Source organism: Paraburkholderia atlantica (assembly GCF_000092885.1).
GTDB classification, from domain to species: domain Bacteria; phylum Pseudomonadota; class Gammaproteobacteria; order Burkholderiales; family Burkholderiaceae; genus Paraburkholderia; species Paraburkholderia atlantica.
The window spans coordinates 2,808,423-2,828,169 of record NC_014117.1; the positions used below are offsets into that span (position 1 = coordinate 2,808,423).

Annotated in this window: 18 protein-coding genes; 5 read left to right on the forward strand and 13 right to left on the reverse strand. The window is 65.6% G+C overall.

Features of this window, described 5'->3' with window-relative positions:
* Window positions 1-17: 17 nt before the first annotated feature.
* Window positions 18-1,241: an efflux RND transporter periplasmic adaptor subunit gene (locus BC1002_RS12585; RefSeq protein WP_013090408.1), complete on the reverse strand. Its 1,224-nt coding sequence runs from the start codon at window positions 1,239-1,241 to the stop codon at window positions 18-20.
* 427 nt (window positions 1,242-1,668) lie between these two features.
* On the opposite strand from BC1002_RS12585, the gene BC1002_RS12590 reads away from it, so the two are divergent.
* Window positions 1,669-2,310, forward strand: coding sequence for a TetR family transcriptional regulator (locus BC1002_RS12590; RefSeq protein ID WP_013090409.1), 642 nt, complete (start codon window positions 1,669-1,671; stop codon window positions 2,308-2,310).
* Between the two features lie 93 nt (window positions 2,311-2,403).
* Here the strand turns inward: BC1002_RS12590 and BC1002_RS12595 are convergent, their stop codons facing one another.
* A complete protein-coding gene (locus BC1002_RS12595) occupies window positions 2,404-3,042 on the reverse strand; it encodes an isochorismatase family protein (RefSeq protein WP_013090410.1) in 639 nt (212 codons plus the stop codon).
* Between the two features lie 173 nt (window positions 3,043-3,215).
* Between BC1002_RS12595 and BC1002_RS12600 the strand changes: the two genes are divergently transcribed.
* Complete coding sequence (locus BC1002_RS12600) at window positions 3,216-4,211, forward strand: helix-turn-helix domain-containing protein (protein ID WP_013090411.1); 996 nt, start codon at window positions 3,216-3,218, stop codon at window positions 4,209-4,211.
* Window positions 4,212-4,305: 94 nt separating this feature from the next.
* Here BC1002_RS12600 and BC1002_RS12605 read toward each other — a convergent pair whose 3' ends face one another.
* The 6 genes from BC1002_RS12605 to BC1002_RS12630 all read right to left on the reverse strand — a co-directional run bounded on the left by BC1002_RS12605 (window position 4,306) and on the right by BC1002_RS12630 (window position 10,026).
* Complete coding sequence (locus tag BC1002_RS12605; protein WP_013090412.1) at window positions 4,306-5,040, reverse strand: SRPBCC family protein; 735 nt, start codon at window positions 5,038-5,040, stop codon at window positions 4,306-4,308.
* A gap of 34 nt (window positions 5,041-5,074) precedes the next feature.
* Window positions 5,075-5,455 carry a DUF427 domain-containing protein gene (locus BC1002_RS12610; protein WP_013090413.1) on the reverse strand — a complete coding sequence of 127 codons (381 nt, stop codon included), beginning with the start codon at window positions 5,453-5,455 and terminating at the stop codon, window positions 5,075-5,077.
* Window positions 5,456-5,601: 146 nt separating this feature from the next.
* Entirely contained in the window at window positions 5,602-6,096 is a 495-nt protein-coding gene (locus BC1002_RS12615; protein ID WP_013090414.1) for a hypothetical protein, read from the reverse strand.
* Between the two features lie 270 nt (window positions 6,097-6,366).
* Complete coding sequence (locus tag BC1002_RS12620) at window positions 6,367-7,893, reverse strand: DegQ family serine endoprotease (RefSeq protein WP_013090415.1); 1,527 nt, start codon at window positions 7,891-7,893, stop codon at window positions 6,367-6,369.
* 167 nt (window positions 7,894-8,060) lie between these two features.
* Window positions 8,061-9,359, reverse strand: coding sequence for an ATP-binding protein (locus BC1002_RS12625; RefSeq protein WP_013090416.1), 1,299 nt, complete (start codon window positions 9,357-9,359; stop codon window positions 8,061-8,063).
* 4 nt (window positions 9,360-9,363) lie between these two features.
* On the reverse strand, window positions 9,364-10,026 hold the full coding sequence (locus tag BC1002_RS12630; protein ID WP_013090417.1) for a response regulator: 663 nt from the start codon (window positions 10,024-10,026) through the stop codon (window positions 9,364-9,366).
* Between the two features lie 258 nt (window positions 10,027-10,284).
* Between BC1002_RS12630 and dacB the strand changes: the two genes are divergently transcribed.
* From dacB to BC1002_RS12645, 3 genes are all read left to right on the forward strand, one after another.
* Window positions 10,285-11,925 (forward strand): D-alanyl-D-alanine carboxypeptidase/D-alanyl-D-alanine endopeptidase, encoded by a 1,641-nt coding sequence (gene dacB / locus BC1002_RS12635; protein WP_041734425.1) that lies wholly within the window; start codon window positions 10,285-10,287, stop codon window positions 11,923-11,925.
* A gap of 185 nt (window positions 11,926-12,110) precedes the next feature.
* Window positions 12,111-13,118, forward strand: a complete 1,008-nt coding sequence (locus tag BC1002_RS12640; protein ID WP_013090419.1) for a sterol desaturase family protein — start codon at window positions 12,111-12,113, stop codon at window positions 13,116-13,118.
* Window positions 13,119-13,213: 95 nt separating this feature from the next.
* A complete protein-coding gene (locus BC1002_RS12645) occupies window positions 13,214-14,419 on the forward strand; it encodes an SGNH/GDSL hydrolase family protein (protein WP_013090420.1) in 1,206 nt (401 codons plus the stop codon).
* Window positions 14,420-14,579: 160 nt separating this feature from the next.
* Here the strand turns inward: BC1002_RS12645 and BC1002_RS12650 are convergent, their stop codons facing one another.
* The 5 genes from BC1002_RS12650 to fba all read right to left on the reverse strand — a co-directional run bounded on the left by BC1002_RS12650 (window position 14,580) and on the right by fba (window position 19,608).
* Window positions 14,580-15,632 carry an L-threonylcarbamoyladenylate synthase gene (locus tag BC1002_RS12650; protein WP_013090421.1) on the reverse strand — a complete coding sequence of 351 codons (1,053 nt, stop codon included), beginning with the start codon at window positions 15,630-15,632 and terminating at the stop codon, window positions 14,580-14,582.
* Between the two features lie 10 nt (window positions 15,633-15,642).
* Complete coding sequence (locus tag BC1002_RS12655) at window positions 15,643-16,839, reverse strand: 5-(carboxyamino)imidazole ribonucleotide synthase (RefSeq protein WP_013090422.1); 1,197 nt, start codon at window positions 16,837-16,839, stop codon at window positions 15,643-15,645.
* Window positions 16,840-16,943: 104 nt separating this feature from the next.
* Entirely contained in the window at window positions 16,944-17,462 is a 519-nt protein-coding gene (purE, locus tag BC1002_RS12660; RefSeq protein ID WP_013090423.1) for a 5-(carboxyamino)imidazole ribonucleotide mutase, read from the reverse strand.
* 57 nt (window positions 17,463-17,519) lie between these two features.
* On the reverse strand, window positions 17,520-18,410 hold the full coding sequence (locus BC1002_RS12665; RefSeq protein ID WP_013090424.1) for a phosphoribosylaminoimidazolesuccinocarboxamide synthase: 891 nt from the start codon (window positions 18,408-18,410) through the stop codon (window positions 17,520-17,522).
* A 133-nt stretch (window positions 18,411-18,543) separates the two neighbouring features.
* Complete coding sequence (fba, locus tag BC1002_RS12670; RefSeq protein WP_008920440.1) at window positions 18,544-19,608, reverse strand: class II fructose-bisphosphate aldolase; 1,065 nt, start codon at window positions 19,606-19,608, stop codon at window positions 18,544-18,546.
* Between the last annotated feature and the right edge of the window lie 139 nt (window positions 19,609-19,747).

Here is a 19,747-nt window from a genome sequence, read left to right on the forward strand (position 1 = left end):
AGGCGGGCTCCCTGTTATTACGCGCCCGAAGCGGCGGAGGCAGGCTGAGCCGCGGGTTGACCTGTCTGGGCGCCGCCAGCGGCCGCGTTGGAAGCCGGGGTGCCGGGGAGTTGCGCCGGCACGGGCTTGACCTGCTGGCCGGGACGCGCCTTTTCGGTGCCCTGGACGATCACGCGGTCACCCGGCTTCAGCCCGTTCGACACCACCCAGTACGAGCCGAAGGTGCCCGTGGTGACGAGCTGACGCAGCTCGACCTTGTTGTCGTTGTCGACGACGAGCGCGGTGGGCTGACCCTTCTGGTCGTGCGTGACGCCGACTTGCGGCACGATCAGCGCGTTCTGGTTCACGCCCTCTTCGATCTTCGCGCGCACGAACATGCCCGGCAGCAGCACGTGGTTCGGGTTCTTGAAGATCGCGCGCACCGTGACCGAGCCGGTGCCCGGGTCGACGGTCACGTCGGTGAACTGCAGCTTGCCCTTCTCGGAATAGATGCGGCCGTCCTCCAGCACCAGCGAGACCTGCGCGGCGCCCGGGCCGGTCGTCTTCAGACGCCCTTCCTGCATGTCGCGGCGCAGCTTCAGTCCATCGAGGCTCGATTGCGTGAGGTCGACGTACATCGGGTCGAGCTGCTGGACCGTGGCCATCAGTGTGGCCGCGCTCTGCTGCACGAAGGCGCCCGGCGTGACCTGCGACACGCCGATCTGGCCGGTCACGGGCGAGGTCACGTCGGTATAGCCGAGATTGATCTGCGCGGTATCGACCGCGGCCTTGCCGGCGGCGACGTCGGCGGCGGCCTGTCCTTCGGCGGCGACCGCGTTGTCGTAGTCCTGCTTGCTGACCGCGTTCGCTGCGACCAGCACCTTGTAACGACTGGCCTGCGCAGTGGTTGTCACGAGGTTCGCCTGCGCCTTCGCGAGCGATGCCTTCGCGTTGTTCAACGACGCGATGAAGGGCGCCGGATCGATCTTGTACAGACGCTGGCCTGCCTTGACCTCGCTACCCTCGGTGAACTCGCGGCGCAGCACGATGCCGTCGACCCGCGCACGCACTTGCGCGACGAGGAAGGCACTGGTACGACCGGGGAGTTCGGTGACGACGGGCACGGTCGTCGGCTGGAGAGTGACGACGCCGACTTCGGGCGTCTGGGGCGGCGGGGCAGATTGTTTTGGTCCGCACGCCGCCAGCAAGATGGCAGCCGTCGCGGCACTGATTAAGCGGAATGGAACCCGTTCGACGCGCATGGAGCGACCTCTGTCAAAGACTGAGAATGAAAAAGTGCGCGCATCCCTACCCCGGGGACGACAGCGCACACAGGCGTCTCTCGACGCTCAACCGGAAGCCCACGGATGCAAACCTGCGCCTGCAGGGCACCCTGCTGCGAATGCGCCATACCGGGGAATGCCGCACAGCACCGCCGTTTGGCGGTTGCGATAGCGTTCTGGAAGACAACAGTGACGGATATTAACCGGTCGTCACGGCTTGGGCTATCCGATCGTGGGGTGCTATTATATATACATTCACGAATGCATGTAAAAGTGCATTTATATCTTCCAAGGGGTCGGGGGCTGCAAGTTCGCGTCGCAATTCGGTTCAGAAATAGTCAAATTGTCATCAGGCCGACTTAAAAACGCCAGCATAAACCCCAGGATCAGCGCAGGTCATACCAATATGGTCAGAAGAACCAAAGAAGAGGCGCTGGAGACGCGCAACCGCATTCTCGACGCGGCCGAACGGATCTTCTTTCAGAAGGGCGTCTCGCGCACTTCGCTGGCCGATATCGCCCAGGCCGCAAGCGTTACGCGCGGGGCCATTTATTGGCACTTCGCGCACAAGAGCGAGCTCTTCACTGAAATGTTCGACCGCGTGCTGCTGCCGCTCGACGAACTGAAGGCGGCATCGCTCGATCCCAACGAAACCGATCCGCTCGGGCGCATCATGGAAATCTGCGTGGTCTGCCTGCGCGACACCGCCAACGATCCCCGCCGCCGCCGCGTATTCGACATCCTGTTCCTGAAGTGCGAGCTGGTCGAAGAGATGGGGCCAGTGATGGAGCGGTATCAGACCAACATGCGCGAGGGGCTCGCGAAGCTCGAGGGGGGTCTGCGCAACGCGATCTCGAAAGGCCAGATGCCCGCCGACCTCGACACGAAGCTTGCCGCGGCGATGGTGCACGCGTTCGTCGGCGGCTCGTTGCGCGACATGCTGTTTTTACCCGACGCGACCGACTTCGGCGCGCACGCGCAGCGGATGGTGGAAGTGATATTCGACGGCTTGCGCGTCAGTCCGGCATTGCGCAGAAAGGCGGCGTAGAAGGCGCGCAAGGGTTGAGGATTGGCGCAGCGGGCGGTTCAGTGAACCGCCCGTTTCTATTTGTGGACCGGACCGCCCGCCCCCGCGCCGGGTTCAGGCAACCGCCCGGCGCGCTCGCGCCGCCTGATTCGACGCATAGATGTTGCCGCGCTCGAGCGGCGCGCCGCTCTTGAGCGCCGCGATCCACTGGTCGGTGCTCGCGACCGCCGCGAAGCGCGACTGCAGCACCACGCTGAACACGCGATGGATCTCCTCCGCGCTCGCGAAGCCCGCACTGTTTTCATACGGCACCGAGCCGGTTGCATCGTGCAGGAACTCGACGGCGAGGCCGGCATGCACCGCGTGGTTGATCGTCGACGCATCGCAGTTGTGGGTCATGTAGCCGGTGACCGTCAGCGTATCGATCTGCCGTGCGGCGAGCCAGTCGGCCAGATCGGTGCCAGCGAATGCGCTCGGCAGCGATTTCTCGACGAAATGATCATGAGCGCGCGAGCTCACGACCGTGTGCAGTTCCGCGGCCGCGCTGCCGCGCGCGAACAGCGGCGAGGCGGCGGGCGCGACGTTCTGCACGACGACGACCGGCACGCTGGCGGCGCGCGCCGCATCGATCGCGCGACCGATGTTGGCGAGCGACGTGCGCACGTCCGGAAATTCGATCGGCAGGTCGCCGCTCACGTACTCGTTCTGCACGTCGATGACGATCAGCGCACGGCGCGGCGCGGGTGTGCTCATGGCATGGCTCCTGGTCAGAAAAACGGTCGATGGCGCGCGCCCAGCTCAATGGCCACGGCGCGACGACAATGACGGCATTGTTGCTCCGCTGCCCGTCCGCCGACAGCGGCCCGGATGACAAGCTTCGCTAGAATCGGGCCATACTTGTGACATTCATGAGCGAGGCACCCGGCATGGCCACCGTTGCATCTTCCGACGATATCTCCGACCAGGTGCCGCGCCACGTCGTCGCCGTCGTCGCGTTCGACCGCATCAGCCCGTTCCATCTGTCGGTGCCGTGCGTCGTATTCGGCGAGGACCGTCGCGGCGGCGGCGTTCCCGCCTTCGACTTCCGCGTCTGCGCCGCGGAAGCCGGCGCGCTCGCGACGACCGCGGGCTTCTCGATCGCGGTCACGCACGGACTCGAAGCGCTTACCGACGCGCAAACGATCATCGTGCCGAGCTGGCGCGATCCCGATGAACCGCCGCCCGCCGCGCTTCTCGACGCGCTGACGGCCGCGCACGAGCGCGGCGCGCTGCTCGTCGGCCTGTGCCTCGGCGCTTTCGTGCTGGCCGCGGCGGGCATCCTCGATGGACGGCCCGCTTCGACGCACTGGGCCTGGGCCGACGACTTCGCGCGCCGCTACCCGCGCGTGCGGCTGGACCCCGACGTGCTGTACGTCGACGACGGCAACGTGCTGACCTCGGCCGGCACCGCCGCCGGTCTCGACTGCTGCCTGCATGTGCTGCGCAAGATTTGCGGCGCGCGGGTGGCGAACCACGTCGCGCGCCGGCTGGTCGTGTCGCCGCATCGTCAGGGTGGCCAGGCGCAATACGTGCAGCAGCCGATGCCGCCGAACCCGCGCGGAGATCGTCTGTCTGGCCTGCTTGACTGGGTGAGCGGCAACCTCGCCGCGCCGCATACGCTCGACACGCTCGCCGCGCGTGCGTTGATGAGCCGCCGCACCTTCACGCGACGCTTCCGGCTCGCGACCGGCAGCACCGTCGGCGCCTGGCTGCTCGCGCAGCGGCTCGCGCGGGCGCAACAACTGCTGGAAAGCACCGACGAGTCGGTCGAAGCGATCGCGGCGAGCGCCGGTTTCGGCTCGGCCGCATCGCTGCGGCAGCATTTCGCGGACGCGTTTCGCACTTCACCGAGCGCGTGGCGGCGGGAGTTTCGCGGGGATTAGGCGGGGGAGCACCGCCAATTCGTAGTGCGCCGCCGGGATTTCGTAGTCGCGCAGGGATGTTTATCGCGCGGTCCAACAGGCGCTGCACGCGACGCTAATGCTCGCTGAACCAGCGGGCGACATACAACAACAGCGCGACCAGAAAGATCATTCCAGCCCACGCCCAGTACGGCACGACATGCTGACCAGGCTCTTGATGCGGCACGCCATGCGACCAGCTATGCGACGCGCTCGCCGCGCGTCCCGCCAGCGCCTGGCCGTGCTCGATGCGCGTGCGCCGCGCGATGCCGCCGAGTGTGATCGGCCGTAAAAACACGTACTGGCGACGCGGCGCCGTGCCGCTCGCGCGGTTCGGCCCCTTGCCGTGCTTGGCGCGCACGACGGCGTCGAACTCGGCGAAAAAGTCGTCGGCGATCTGACGCAAGGCGTTCTCGAGTTGGCGCGTCGGCAGCTCGGCGAGCGGACCCGACGACGTCGCCCACAACGTGTAATCGATGCGCGTGCCGCGCTCACGCCCCTCGTCCGCGCGCAAACGCACTTCGATCTGACCGCGCAACGCGCCGATGCCCTCCGCCCGTGCCTTGAAGTTGATGGTGCGGCGCTGCGCGTCCGCCGGGCCGGAATCCTGACCGGCAACATGCGCGCGCGCCTGATAATGCGCGCGCAACGGGCCGAGCGGCACGGTCATCGTCAGCGCGTATTCGCCGTGGGCGAGACGCACGAACGATTCACAGTTGTCGAGGCTGGCACGCAACAGCGCCAGGTCCTGCAACGCGTCCCAGACCTCGGACGGCGGCAGCGGAATCCGTAACGCGTCGTTCAGTTCCATGACAACCTCCCCGATGAACGCGCCGAGTGCGGGATCAGGACGTCTGATCGATGCGGTCGACGCGCGATGCGTAAAAAGCGAGATAGCCCTTGATTCGACTGACCTGCTCGAACGGCGCTTCGTAACACCACACCGCGTTCTCGATCACGCCATCTTCGGTGCGCAGATGGAAGTACGACGCGTCGCCCTTGAACGGGCAATGCGACGTGTGCGTCGAGCGTTCGAGCCGGGCCATGTTCACGTGCTCGCGCGGGAAATAGAACACGTCGGCGAGGCCGGTCTCCGATAGCGTCAGCGCGGCCTGGGTGTCGGCCATCGTCACGCCGCCGTGAATCACGCGCACGCGATGGCCGTTGTCGCGAATCACGATGGTATGGCCGTCCGGCCGTTCCGCAGATGTCGACGCATCGCTCATGTCCAGGCTCCGTGATGGGGTGGGCGCTGCACTACCGGCTGTTGCCTGGGAAGGGCAAAGCCACGGGACACGCCCGTGGCTTCATTATCGGCCAAACTTCGGCCGATTGCGCGCGCTTCCTGCGCAGCGGCGGACGGATCGACCCGTTACTTCATGTTCCAAGTGAACGCAGATTTGACGTTGCCGTGCGCCGGCACGCTGACCGAGCGCGTCTGTTCGCTGTCGTTGTAGTTCGCGTGCACCGTATAGCGGCCGGGGCTCAGGCGCACCAGCATGAACGGTCCGCGCGACGTCGTGTTCAGCACTTCGCTGTTATGCGCATCGACGATGCGCACGTGCACATCGGCGAGAAATTCGGCGTTGGGTCCGGTGAAACGCAGCGTCAATGGCCACTGGGTTTGCGCTTGTCGCAGTGCTCGCGATTCGTCAAGGCCGACACCGCCCGACACGTACGATACGTCGCCCTGCTGCTGGATTTGCGGCAGCCCCCCGCTGTTGGTGTTGCCCGCGCTGGTGTTGTCGGTCGTCGATCCACCGGTCACGCCCGCCTGCTGCGCGTTCGCGCCGCCCGCGAGTCCGAGCGTGAGCGCCGCGCACAGCGCGGCGGCTACGATCCTTTGCTGCTTGCGTTGGATTTTCATCGATTCTCTCTCCTTGCTTCGGTCCTCGCCCAGCCCCTGAACGGTGGAAGCAACCTATGTGCCAATTACCCCGGCTGCCTCGACGGACGATGCGCGACCATCGTGCCCCCAAGCCACCCGGCGCCCTTCTGTTTGTCCGCGCCGCTCGCGGCAGCACGGTTCGGACAGGCGAAAAAAAGCCGGTCCTTGCAGTAAATGCAATGGACCGGCAATCGCTACTACAGCTCAAACTGGGGTGGGCGATCCGTTCGAATCGCCCGGATAACTGGATCAGCCGAGATCGACAGGCACGAAAATCTGCGCGTTGTCCCGCTGGATCAGCAGCGCAACGCTGTTGCCTGCGCCCGAAACCATCTGCTTCAACTGATCGATGTTGGCGACTGGACGACCGTTGACCGCGAGAATGACGTCGCCCGCCTGGATGCCGGCGCTCGCCGCCGCACCGCCCGCCTGCTGCACGAGCAGACCGTGCGACACCGACGCGCTGCTCTTCTCTTCCGGCGTCAGCGGTCGCACCGCGACGCCGAGACGGCCTTGCAACTGGGTCGGCTGATCCGTTTTGCTTGCCGACGCGACCTTCGCGTCCGAGAACGAGCCAATCGTCACCTTCACGTCCTTGCTGGCCTTATCGCGCCACACTTTCAGCGTCGCCGAGCTGCCCGGCGCGAGGCCTGCGATCTTCGACGGCAGATCCGTCGAATCGCTGACTTCGTCGCCATTCACCGACAGGATCACGTCGCCCGGCTGCAAGCCAGCCTTGGCCGCCGGACCGTTGGCGTCCACCGAACTGACCAGCGCGCCTTGCGGCTTCTGCATGCCGAACGACTCGGCGAGCGTCTGGTTCAAGCCCTGCACCGCGACGCCGAGGCGGCCGCGGCTCACGTGACCGGTCTTGACGAGATCGTCCTTGACCTTGATCGCCTCGCTGATGGGGATCGCGAACGACAGGCCCTGGAAGCCGCCCGTCTGCGAGTAGATCATCGAGTTGATGCCGATGACTTCGCCTTGCAGATTAAAGAGCGGACCGCCCGAGTTGCCCGGGTTCACCGGCACATCGGTCTGGATGAATGGCGTGTAATTTTCGTTGGGCAGCGTGCGCGACTTCGCGCTGATGATGCCCGAGGTCACGGTGTTGTCGAAGCCGTACGGCGAGCCGATCGCGACGACCCACTGACCAACCTTGCTCTGGCGCGGATCGCCGATCTTCACGGTCGGCAGATCGCTCGCGTTGATCTTCAGCACGGCGACGTCGGACTGCTTGTCGGCGCCAACCACCTTCGCCTTGAACTCGCGTTTGTCGGTGAGCTTCACGGTGACGACGTTCGCGCCATCGACGACGTGCGCGTTCGTCAGAACGTAGCCGTCATTGCTGATGATGAAGCCCGAGCCGAGGCTCGCGCTCGGCTGGTCAGGCAGGTCGCCGCCATCACCGCCATCGCCGCCCTGCATGCCGGGCACGCCGCCGAAGAACCGCTTGTAGAACTGATAGAAAGGATCGTTCGGATCGATCGGCAACTGATGGCCATTGCGGCTGCCGCCATTACCGCGCATCGCAGCTTGCTTCACGACGTGCTTCGCGCTGATGTTGACGACGGCCGGGCCATAGGTCTCGACGAGACCGGAGAAATCAGGGATACCGGTTTTGGCGGCAGCTTCTGCTGGCATCATCGCGGCGGCTTCAGCCGGCGAGATGATCTGCGGTGCGGGCACATCGCGATGGCCCGCCACATAGCCGGCTGAAAGCGCAGCGGCCACAGCTACCGCAACGGCGCCGCGGGACAAGGTTTTCGCGTTCATCATGAGCTCCTGACTGGAGAAAGTGACTTTGAATGTCGAGGAGCGTAAGCGGCATCACTTAAAAGAGGCTTAAGCAGCGCCAGATCGCGGGAACCTCATCGGACCGGCCGCAACAGCCCGTCGCGACAGCATTAGCGCCGGTTTGGCCCAACAGCAAACCACGATGTTCAGAAGCGCACGATGACCTGCAAACCACCGGCCGGCGATTCATCGAGCGAGACTTGCGCATGATGTTGCGTGGCAATCCGGCGCACGATCGCGAGACCGAGTCCGCTGCCCGCCACGTCGGTGCGCGCGCGATTCGCGCCCGCTCCCGCGCGATAGAAGCGGTCGAACACGCGCTCGCGATCGGCCGGATCGATACCGGGGCCGCTATCGGCGATCCGCACCACCGGACGGCCGTCCTCGACGCGCAGGCTGACGTCGACACTGCCGCCGCGCGGCGTGTACTTGGTCGCGTTGTCCAAGAGGTTATTGAACATGACGCGCAGCGCTTCGGCGTCGCCGGTCACGCTGGCGGGCTCGCTCGCCTCGATGCCGAGGTCGACGCCGCGATTCACCGCGAGCGGCGCGTAGGTCGCGACGCACTCCTGAAGCAGCTCGCGCAGATCGAGCGTCCCGGCGACGGCGGCGCCGTCCGGCTCGGCGCGCGCGAGCGCGAGCAGTTGCTCGGCGAGGCGCGTCGCGCGCGTGACGCCCGCCTGCAAATCGGCGAGCGCTTCGCCGCGGGCCGTGTCGTCCTTGGCGCGCGCGACCAGTTGCGCCTGAATCTGTACCGCGGCAAGCGGCGTGCGCAATTCGTGCGCGGCATCGGCGACGAACGCCTTCTGGATATCGAGCGCGGTCGCGAGCCGTTGCAGCAGCCCGTTCAACGCCCGCACGAGCGGCCGCACTTCGAGCGGCAAGCGCTGATCGGGCAATGGATCGAGCGCTTCGGGATGACGCGTGTCGAGCGCGCTCGTCACGCGCCGCAGCGGCTGCAGGCCACGGCCGACGATCACCCACACCGCCAGTCCGAGCAGCGGCAGCAGCACGATCAGCGGCCACAGCGTGCGCAGCGCGACGTTAGCGGCGAGCCGGTTGCGCACCGACAGCGGCTGCGCGAGCTGTACGACGTTATCGCCGACGATCGCGCCATACACGCGCCATTCGCCGCGGTCGGTACGCTCGGTCGAAAAACCCAGCTCGGCGCGTGGCGCGAGCGGCGCGCGCGGCCGCGAGTAATACATCAGCATGCCGTTGCGGTTCCAGATCTGCAGCACGATGCCCTCGTCGCCGGTATCGCGGCCGAGCACCTGCGAGAACGGTTCCGCCGGCAGCGCCGCGGCGATTTGCTCTAGCTGGTAGTCGAACAGCTCGTTCGCTTCGGCGAGCGCCTGCCGGTAGATCAGCCAGCCCGCTATGCCGACGCCGAGCAGCATCAGCGCGAGCAGCCAGAACAACAGTTGTCGGCGAATCGAGCGCATCGGCTCAGGCGTCCTTCGCGATCATGTAGCCCAGCCCGCGCACGTTGCGGATCAGATCGGCGCCGAGCTTCTTGCGCAGCGCGTGGATATACACCTCGACGGTGTTGCTGCCGATCTCCTCGCCCCAGCCGTACATCTTTTCCTCGAGTTGGCTCTTGGACAGCACCGCGCCGGGCCGAGCGAGCAGCGCTTCGAGCAACGCGAATTCCCGCGCGGATAGCGCGACCGGCGCGCCATCGAGCGTCACCTGGTGCGACGCGGGATCGAGGGTCAAGTTGCCGTGGCGAATCGTCGAATCGCTGCGGCCGGACTGTCGCCGGATCAGCGCTCTCATGCGGGCGCCGAGCTCGTCGAGATCGAAAGGTTTGACAAGGTAATCGTCAGCGCCGGCGTCGAGGCCTTTGACACGATCGGCGACCGCGTCGCGCGCGGTGACGATCAGCACCGGCAGCGCATTGCCGCGCGCGCGCAGTGCCCGCAGCACCTCGAGACCGTCGCGCTTGGGCAGACCGAGATCGAGCAACGCGAGGTCGTAAGGCTGGGCGGCCGCCGCGTGCAGCGCCGCTTCGCCGTCCTCGACCCAATCGACGGCGAAGCCTTCGCCGCGCAGCGCCTTGCGCACGCCTTCGGCGATCATCCGGTCATCTTCGACTAGCAGGATGCGCATGGTTGTCCGTTCCAAAACATTGGATGATGCCGCATTCTAGCGCCCGCTTCCGGCCTGCGCGGCGTGTGGCGCTTTTTTCACCGCAGCGTCGCGGCATGTCACTACAATGGGCGCTTTGCGTCGCGCGACGGCCGTCGGGTAGCGCGACGGCGCACTACCGCGCCGTCGAACCGCCCAGCTTGCCGTTTCATTGTCCCGCGCACGCTGCACACCGCACACCTTGAAATCCCGCTCGTCCGTTTGCCCGTTCACCCGTTCATGACGCACGCTTTTCTGTCTTCCGTCGCACGCCGTATGGCGCTGCGCTCGCGCCGTATGCTTCGTCGCGCAGTCTTCATGCCTAACCGCCTCGCGACGCGCGCGGCCGTCTGGCTCTGCGCCGCCGCGTTCGGCGCGGGCGCGCTGCTGCCGCTGGACGCGCAGGCACGCATCAAGGCCACACATCCGAGCGTCAACGTCACGACGGTACTGCCGCAACCGGTGATGGTCGGTCTGCACCGCGCGCACGTGCCGTTGTCGTCGATCAGCGTGGTTGTCGAAAAGGTCGGCGATCGCACGCCGATCCTGGCGTTGAACGCCGGCAAGCCAATGATGCCCGCCTCGACGATGAAGCTCGTCACCACCTATGCAGGCCTGTCGATCCTCGGCCCCGGCTACCGCTGGCGCACCAGCGCGTACGCGGACGGCCCGCTCGACGCGAGCGGCGTGCTGCACGGCAATCTGTACATCCAGGGCACCGGCGACCCGAAGCTCGTGCCCGAAGAACTGATCGACCTCGTGCAGAAGATTCACAAGGCTGGCATCAAAGGCATCGACGGCGCGCTGGTGCTCGACAAGCGCTACTTCGATCCGTCGACCCGCGACCTGCCCGCGTTCGACGACGACGTGAACGCACCGTACAACGTCGGCCCCGATCCGTTGCTGTACGCGTTCAAATCGCTGTCGTTCACGCTGACGCCATCGCCGGACGGCACGGTGGCGATCGACGTGTTGCCCTCGCTCGCTCAACTGCACGTCGACAACCAGTTGCGCGCGACCAACGGCCCATGCCGCGGCGAGCTGCCGACGCCGACCGTCACGCCGCAGCCCGACGGCACGCTCGTTGCGTCGTTCATCGGCGACCTTCCGGTGCGCTGCGACACACGCACGATCAACGTCGCCGTGCTCGATCACTCGACGTTCTTCGCGCGCGGCTTCCTCGCGCTGTGGCAGCAGACTGGCGGCACCTTCACGGGCACGACCCGCGAAGGCCCGCTACCCGTCGGCGCGAAGCTCGTCGCGACGCACGAGGGGCCGATGCTGTCGGACATCGTTCGCGACATCAACAAGTTCAGCAACAACACGATGGCGCGCAACCTGTTCCTGACGATCGGCGCCGCCGAGGAAAGAGCGCCCGCCACGCCCGCAAAAGCCGCGCGCGCGGTCGAAGCTTTCCTGACGCGCGACAGCCTGAACACCGAATACCTGTCGCTCGACAACGGCTCGGGCCTGTCGCGCGACGAGCACATCACCGCGCTCGCGCTCGCCGATCTGCTGCAGCGCGCGAACGCGAGCCCGGTCGCGCAGGTGTTCGTCGATTCGCTGCCGATCGCCGGTGTCGACGGCACGATGCGCAACCGTCTGACCAGCCAGGGCGCGGGCGGCAACGCGCACATCAAGACCGGCACGCTGCGCGACGTGCGCGCCATCGCGGGCTATGTCGCGTCGGCCGACGGCAATAGCTACATCGTCGTCAGCCTGATCAACGATCCGCATTCGGAAGCGGCGCGCGCCGTGCATGATGCTCTGCTCGAATGGGTGTACGAAGGCCCGTCGCAAGGCTTCACCAAGGTCTCCGCGCCTATCGGGGAAGTGCGCGAGAAACCCAGGAAAAACCCGCGCAAGCGCGGCGGCCACTGAGTATTCCTTCTAGCGATGCCGCGCGCGGCAAGCTTCTAACCGTGTACGCTGTCGGGCAATATGCGGTGCGCGACATCACGCGCTTGCCGCGTAGGGCGCCGGTCGTTCGGCGCAACCTTCACCAACGATAACGACACCACCCGCCGCGTACCGCGCGGCGGTCAGGGACCAGGAAGGGAGACACGATGCAATTCGATGCCGAATTGCTGCTGCTCGCCATGGCGCCCGTCTTTCTTGCCTGCATCGGCTGGGAGGCGTGGCACGTGAGCCGCACGCGCCCGGCCGAGCGGCTCTATAGCTGGCGCGACACGCTGTGCAACGCCGCGCTCGCGCTGCTGCAGCAGGCCGCCGACAAGCTCGCGTGGCTCGCGATCATCCCTGTCTACGCGTTCTTCTACGAGCACTACCGCATTCATACATGGCCGGCGACGTGGCTGTCGTTTGTGGTGCTGTTCGTCGCCCAGGACCTGCTCTACTACGTGTTTCATCGCTGCAGTCATCGCGTGCGCTGGCTGTGGGCCGCGCACGTCGTGCATCACTCGTCGGAGCGGATGAATTTTTCGACCGCGCTCCGCCAGAGCCTGATGTACCCAATCGCCGGGATGTGGCTGTTCTGGATTCCGCTCGCGTTCCTCGGCTTTGCGCCGAAGCAGATCGTCGCGATCGTGCTGATCAATCTCGGCTTCCAGTTCTTCGTGCATACGCAGGTGATCGGCAAGCTCGGCTGGCTCGAGTACGTGTTCAATACGCCGTCGATCCATCGTGTGCATCATGCGCGCAACGATCGCTATATCGATCGCAATTACGCAGGTGTACTGGTGATCTGGGATCGCCTGTTCGGCAGCTACGTCGATGAAGATCCGCACGAGGCGCCACGGTACGGCATCGTCGAGCCGCTTTACACGTACAACCCGCTGAAGGCGACGTTTCACGAATGGGCGTCGATGGCCGCGGACTTCGCGAGCGTGCGCGGCTGGCGCAACAAGTGGCGCGCGCTGTTCGCGCCGCCCGCCTGGGCCGCCGCTTATCATGCGCAGCGCGCGGTAGTGCCTAGGGGCGGCAGCGAGCTCCACGCGCAACCGAACGCGCATACGCATTCGGGTAAAGACAGCACCATGAGCAAAGCCACCGCCGAACTACCCGGCTTGAACCCAAACCATACGGCCGCGCTTAGGACATCGCGCAGGCCGTAGAAGATTCTGTAAGCTGTCGTCACGCCGTCAACGCGGTGGACGCCGCCTGCAACACATGGCATCAAGGGCCACACATACGAGGAGATGCAGTCAACATGGATCAAACCGCTTCGAAGAAACAGCAATGGATGCGCGTCACGCAGATCGCCGTGGCGAGCGCAGCGTTCGCCGCGCTCGCGGCATGCGGCGGTGGCGGCGACAACAATAGTTCGAGCAGCAGCACGCCGGCAGGTGGCGTCAAGTTGCAGGTCGTGTCGTTTGGCGACAGCCTGTCCGATGTCGGCACATATTCGCCAGTGATCCAGGCCAGTTTCGGGGGCGGTCGTTTCACGACGAATCCGGGCGAAGTCTGGACGCAGAAGGTCGCTGAGTACTATGGGGACACGCTGACGCCAGCGTTTGTGGGAGGCTTCGGCGTGCCACTGAAAGCCAACGGCGGCTTGGGCTATGCACAAGGCGGCTCCGATGTGGCGAACCCCATCGGCATTGGCTACGCCCCCAATAACATGGCGGCTACGACCATACCTGTCACGTCGCAGATCGCCCAGTATCTGACGGACCACGGCAGCTTCAATTCGAATCAGCTCGTGCTGGTCAGCGGCGGCGCCAACGACGTTCTGCAACTGTTGCAGAACACGCAGTTTATGACCGCCCTCCAGACCCAGCTCGCGACGGCGAACTCGTTGCAGCAACAGCAGTTGATCATTGGGACGGCGGTTGGAACCCAGCTTCAGACGACTATCCAGAGCTTTGTGGGCGTCGTGGGCACCGCCCTGTCTAAAGGTGCGACGCATGTCGTCGTGATGGACGTGCCGGACATCGGCCAGGCGCCGCTCGCGGCCGCCCAAGCAGCAGCAAGCAATGCGCCGCAACTGCCGACACTGATCACTGCCATCGTGACCGCATACAACACGCTGGTCGCGAATGGACTCAAGACGGCCGGGCTTGATACGAAAGTGATTCCGGTCAGTTCGTTCGCCTGGCAGCACCAGTTGCTCGCCAGCTACCAGTCGCAAGGATTCTCCAATGCAACGGGCACGGCCTGCGCGCTCCAACAGATGGAGAAGAACGCGACTGCGTATGCGACGGCGAATCCGTCGGTGCTGCAAGGTGGCATGACGGCGGCGCAGTACGGCCAGCAATTCGGCTCGTCGCTGTTCTGCTCGCCGCAGACCCTCACGGTAGCGGGCGCCGACCAGTCGTACGTCTTCGCGGACACGCTCCATCCGACGACGCACGCACACGCTGCGTTCGCGACTTTCGTCGAACAACAGATCGCGGCGTCGGGTCTGGGCAAGTAAGTGCACATCCGGCGTCCGGCGGGAGGACTGTCTCTCCCGCTGACGTGATCTCGAACTTTAGTTCGATACGAAAAAGCCCGCCTCATTACGAGCCGGGCTTTCTGCTTTTGCGTGTTCGCTCTTGCTGAGCGCGAAGTATCAGAGGCGAAAAGTAGCGCCTTCAGGACCCGTGCGCCTCGAATGCCGCCGCCGCGCGCCCGAGACGATCGTTGACCGCAATCCATTCGATCGTGTCCGGCAGCTTCTCGATCAGAATCCGCGTGACGTTGGCGCGATCCAGCGCGCGCAGCAAGCCGTAGAGTTCGCGTGCATAGACGTGCGGATCTTCCGGCGCGGCGACGAAATACACGCCGTCGGCATCGGCCCACTGTCCCGCACGCGACGCACGCGCGACCAGCGCGACGCGCTCGCCCGGCTCGCGCACCGCGAGCAGCGGCTCGAGTTCGCCGAACGGCAGCAGCGCTAGCGGCGTGCGCGGCGCGTAATGCGCTTTCAACGTGCCCGACGCGCGCGGCGCGGTCGCGTCCGACCCGTCGGGCAGACGCGGCGCCTCGCCGAGCACGTCGGCGATATCCTGCGGCGTCACGCGCCCGGGCCTCAGCAGCGCCGGAAAGCCGCGCGACAGATCCAGAATCGTCGATTCGATGCCGACATCCGACGCGCCGCCATCGAGTACATGAATCGCGCTGCCGAACTCGTCGCGCACATGCTGCGCGGTCGTCGGGCTCACATGTCCGAAGCGGTTCGCCGACGGCGCGGCGACGCCACCATGCCCACCGCGCAACGCGCTGAACGCTTCGAGCAACGCCTGCGCAACCGGATGCGACGGGCAGCGCAAGCCCACCGAGTCCTGCCCGCCGCTGACCGCCGCGGGAATGCGCGCCGCGCGCTTCAGGATCAGCGTCAGCGGTCCGGGCCAGAATGCGTCGATCAGGCGCTGGGCGTCCGCCGGCAAATGCTCGACCCAATAGTTCGGATCGCCATGTGGCGCGAGATGCACGATCACCGGATGATTGGCCGGCCGCCCCTTCGCCGCGTAAATGCGCGCGACAGCGTCCGGGTTCTCGGCATCGCCACCGAGGCCGTACACGGTCTCCGTCGGAAACGCGACCAGTCCGCCCGCGTCGAGCAAGGCCGCCGCGTGCTCGATCTGCGCGGCGCTGACCGGCAACGCGCTGGTAGCGTCCTCGGCGGGTTTCTGTTGATCCGGCATGGCGCGCGCTTCAGCTGGTAGCGATATGCAGCAGCCGCGCGCAATCGCGCGCCGCCGTGCGGGCTTCTTCGAGCGTCGGCGCGGTGAAGTTCACGTGACCCATCTTGCGGCCGCAACGCGCCTCTTCCTTGCCGTACAGATGCAGGCGTGCGGCCGGCATCGCGGCGACTTCCTGCCATGGCGGCGTGACCGCCGCGCGCTTCGGACCGTCCGGGAACCACACGTCGCCGAGGATGTTCAGCATCACCGCCGGCGAATGCTGGCGTGTGTCGCCGAGCGGCATGCTGGTCATCGCCCGCACCTGCTGCTCGAACTGGCTGGTCGCGCAGGCATCGACCGTGTAGTGGCCGGAGTTGTGCGGACGCGGCGCCATTTCGTTGGCGACTAGCGAGCCGTCCTCGAGAATGAAGAACTCGACGCACAGCACGCCGACATAGCCGAGCTTCCCGGCGATCTGCAGCGCGGCCTGTTGAGCCTGCTGCACGAGCGTGGGCGACGCGTCCGGCGCGGGAACGATGGTGTGCGACAGCACGCCGTCGCGATGGGTGTTCTGCGCGAGCGGATAGACGACCGACGCCCCGCTCGCCGCGCGTGCGATCAGCGCCGACACCTCGAACTTCAGCGGCAGGCGCTTCTCGAGCACACACGGCACGCCGCCGAGCGCCGCGTGCGCCTCGCGCACTTCCTCGGCGTTGCGCACGCGAACCTGGCCCTTGCCGTCGTAACCCATGCGCGCCGTTTTCAGGATGCCGGGCAGCACCGCTTCGAGCTCGGCGTCGCCCAGCGCCGCAAGCGCATCCGACGACTCGATCACGACGTGCGGCGCAACCGTCACGCCCGACGACGCGATAAAGCGCTTCTCGGCGATCCGGTCTTGCGCGACGGCGACGCAACGCCCCGCCGGGCTCACGAAGGTGGTCTTGCCGAGAAAGTCGAGGCTCGCAGCCGGCACGTTCTCGAATTCGGTCGACACCGCCGCGCACAGCCGCGCGAGTTCGGTCAGCGCCGCTTCGTCGTCATAGGCCGCGCGCAGGTGGCGATCCGCGACCGCGCCGGCCGGGCTGGTTTCGTCCGGATCGAGCACGGCGACGCGATAGCCCATCGCCTGGGCGGCAAAACAGAACATGCGGCCGAGCTGGCCGCCACCGACCATGCCAAGCCATGCGCCGGGCAGAATCGGTGAAACCGGTGTGTTGTCAGGGTTCATCTTGGTGGTCGGTCGCGGCCGGATACGCGTCGCGCTCGCATACAGAGCGGCGGGCACCCGACCGGGGGTCGGACAGGGGACGTCTAGTAAAACAATCGGCGCGCTTACAGCGCCGGCAATACCATCGCGTGAGCCGCTTCGTTCTGGCGCACGCGGAATGCAGCGAGCTTGTCCGCGTATTCGGCGCTCGTGCCGGACAGCAGCGACACCGCGAACAGCGCCGCGTTCGCGGCACCCGCTTCGCCGATCGCAAACGTCGCGACCGGCACGCCCTTGGGCATCTGCACGATCGAATGCAGCGAATCGACGCCCTTCAGGTACTTGCTCGCGACCGGCACGCCGAGCACCGGCACCGTGGTTTTCGCGGCCAGCATGCCGGGCAGGTGCGCCGCGCCGCCCGCGCCCGCGATGATTGCACGAATGCCGCGCTCGCGCGCGCTTTCAGCATAGGCGAACATTTCGTCGGGCATGCGGTGCGCGGACACGACCTTCGCTTCGTACGGCACGCCGAATTCCTGCAGGATCGCAACGGCGTTTTTCATCACTTCCCAGTCGGAACTGGAGCCCATCAATACGCCGACGACCGGCGCATCATGCTTATGGGCGGTTTGTGCTTCACTCATCTTTACGGCTTCCTTGTTTCCGGGCGATGCGCGCCTGACCCGGCGCGCGCAATCAGATCAGTCGAGCTTGTGCCCGGTCAGACGCTCGAGCGCTTCCTGGTACTTCTCGCCCGTCTTTGCGACCACGTCGTCCGGCAGCTTCGGCGCCGGCGGCTCTTTCTTCCACGGCTGGGTTTCGAGCCAGTCGCGCACGAACTGCTTGTCGAACGACGGCGGGTTGGTGCCGACCTGGTACTGGTCCGCCGGCCAGAAGCGCGACGAATCGGCGGTGAGTGCCTCGTCCATCAGGTACAGCTTGCCGTGGTTGTCGAGACCGAATTCGAACTTCGTGTCCGCGATGATGATGCCGCGCGTCGCGGCGTAATCAGCGGCTTCCTTGTACAGACGGATCGAGATGTCGCGGATCGTGGCCGACAGCTCGGTGCCGATGCGGCGCTCCATCTCGTCGTAGGTGATGTTTTCGTCGTGGTGACCCATCTCGGCCTTGGCGGCCGGCGTGAAGATCGGCTCGGGCAGCTTCTGCGCGTTCTGCAGACCCGCCGGCAGCTGCACGCCGCAGACCGAACCGGTGGCCTGGTAATCCTTCCAGCCGCTGCCGGCCAGATAGCCGCGCACCACCGCTTCGACGAGGATCGGCTCGAGACGCTTGACGACCACCGCGCGCCCCTTGACCTGCTCGACTTCGTCCGGCGCGACCACCGATTCGGGCGCGACGCCCGTCAGGTGGTTCGGCACGACATGCTGCAGTTTCTCGAACCAGAAATTCGCCATCGCGTTGAGCACGCGGCCCTTGTTCGGAATCGGCTCGCCCATGATCACGTCGAACGCCGACAGACGGTCGGTCGTGACGATCAGCAACTGGTCATTGCCCACCGCATAGTTGTCGCGGACTTTGCCGCGGCCGAGCAGCGGCAGCGAGCGGAGCGTGGATTCGTAGAGGGTAGACATCGTCGTGGTTCGCTAAAAATGGGGCAAAAAATATGACCGGAACAAAAGGGAAACGCCGTTCCCCCGATGATGCGGGAACGGCGATCGGACGACAACCTGGCCAAACGACCAGGCGCGGAGCCAAAACTACAGCTTAGCGGACGACTTGCGCGAGCTCGCCCGACTTGTACTTCTCCGCAATTTTATCAAGCGAAACCGGCTTGATCTTGCCAGCCTGGCCTTCGCAGCCGAATTGCATGTAGCGGTCGATACAGATCTTCATCGCCGCTTCGCGCGCCGGCTTCAGGTAATCGCGCGGATCGAACTTGCTCGGGTTGGTCGCCATGTAGCGGCGGATCGCGCCCGTGATCGCCAGACGCAGGTCGGTGTCGATGTTGACCTTGCGCACGCCGTGACGGATACCTTCCTGGATTTCCTCGACCGGCACGCCGTAGGTTTCCTTCATGTCGCCGCCGAATTCACGGATTTCCGCGAGCAGCTCCTGCGGCACCGACGACGAGCCGTGCATCACGAGGTGCGTGTTCGGAATGCGTTGATGGATTTCCTTGATGCGCTGGATCGACAGGATGTCTCCCGTCGGCTTCTTGCTGAACTTGTAGGCGCCGTGCGAGGTGCCGATCGCGATGGCCAGCGCGTCGCACTGGGTCAGCTTGACGAAGTCGGCGGCCTGCTCCGGATCGGTCAACAGCTGCTCGCGCGTCATCGTGCCTTCGGCGCCATGACCGTCTTCCTTGTCGCCCTTCATCGTTTCGAGCGAACCGAGCACGCCCAGCTCCGCCTCGACGGTGACGCCGATCGAGTGCGCCGCTTCGACGACCTTGCGCGACACTTCGACGTTGTACTCGTACGATGCGACCGTCTTGCCGTCGGCTTCGAGCGAGCCGTCCATCATCACGCTGGTGAAACCACTGCGAATCGCCGCCATACACACTGCCGGCGACTGACCGTGATCCTGGTGCATCACGACCGGAATGTGCGGATACGACTCGACCGCCGCTTCGATCAGATGACGCAGGAACGGCTCGCCCGCGTACTTACGCGCACCAGCCGACGCCTGCATGATGACCGGGGCGTTGACCTTGTCGGCCGCGGCCATGATCGCCTGCACCTGCTCCAGGTTGTTCACGTTGAATGCCGGAAGGCCATAGCCGTTTTCCGCGGCATGGTCCAGCAGTTGACGCATTGATACGAGAGGCATGCTTAAACTCCTTGGATTGAAACGAATTCTTTTGCCGTCGGCATCTTTTGCGGCGATTTTATCGCGAAGCAGGCCGCGTTCCCGCAGCGACACCGGCGCTTTGGTGCGCCGTCGCACATGGACCGTGCGGGTTTTGCCG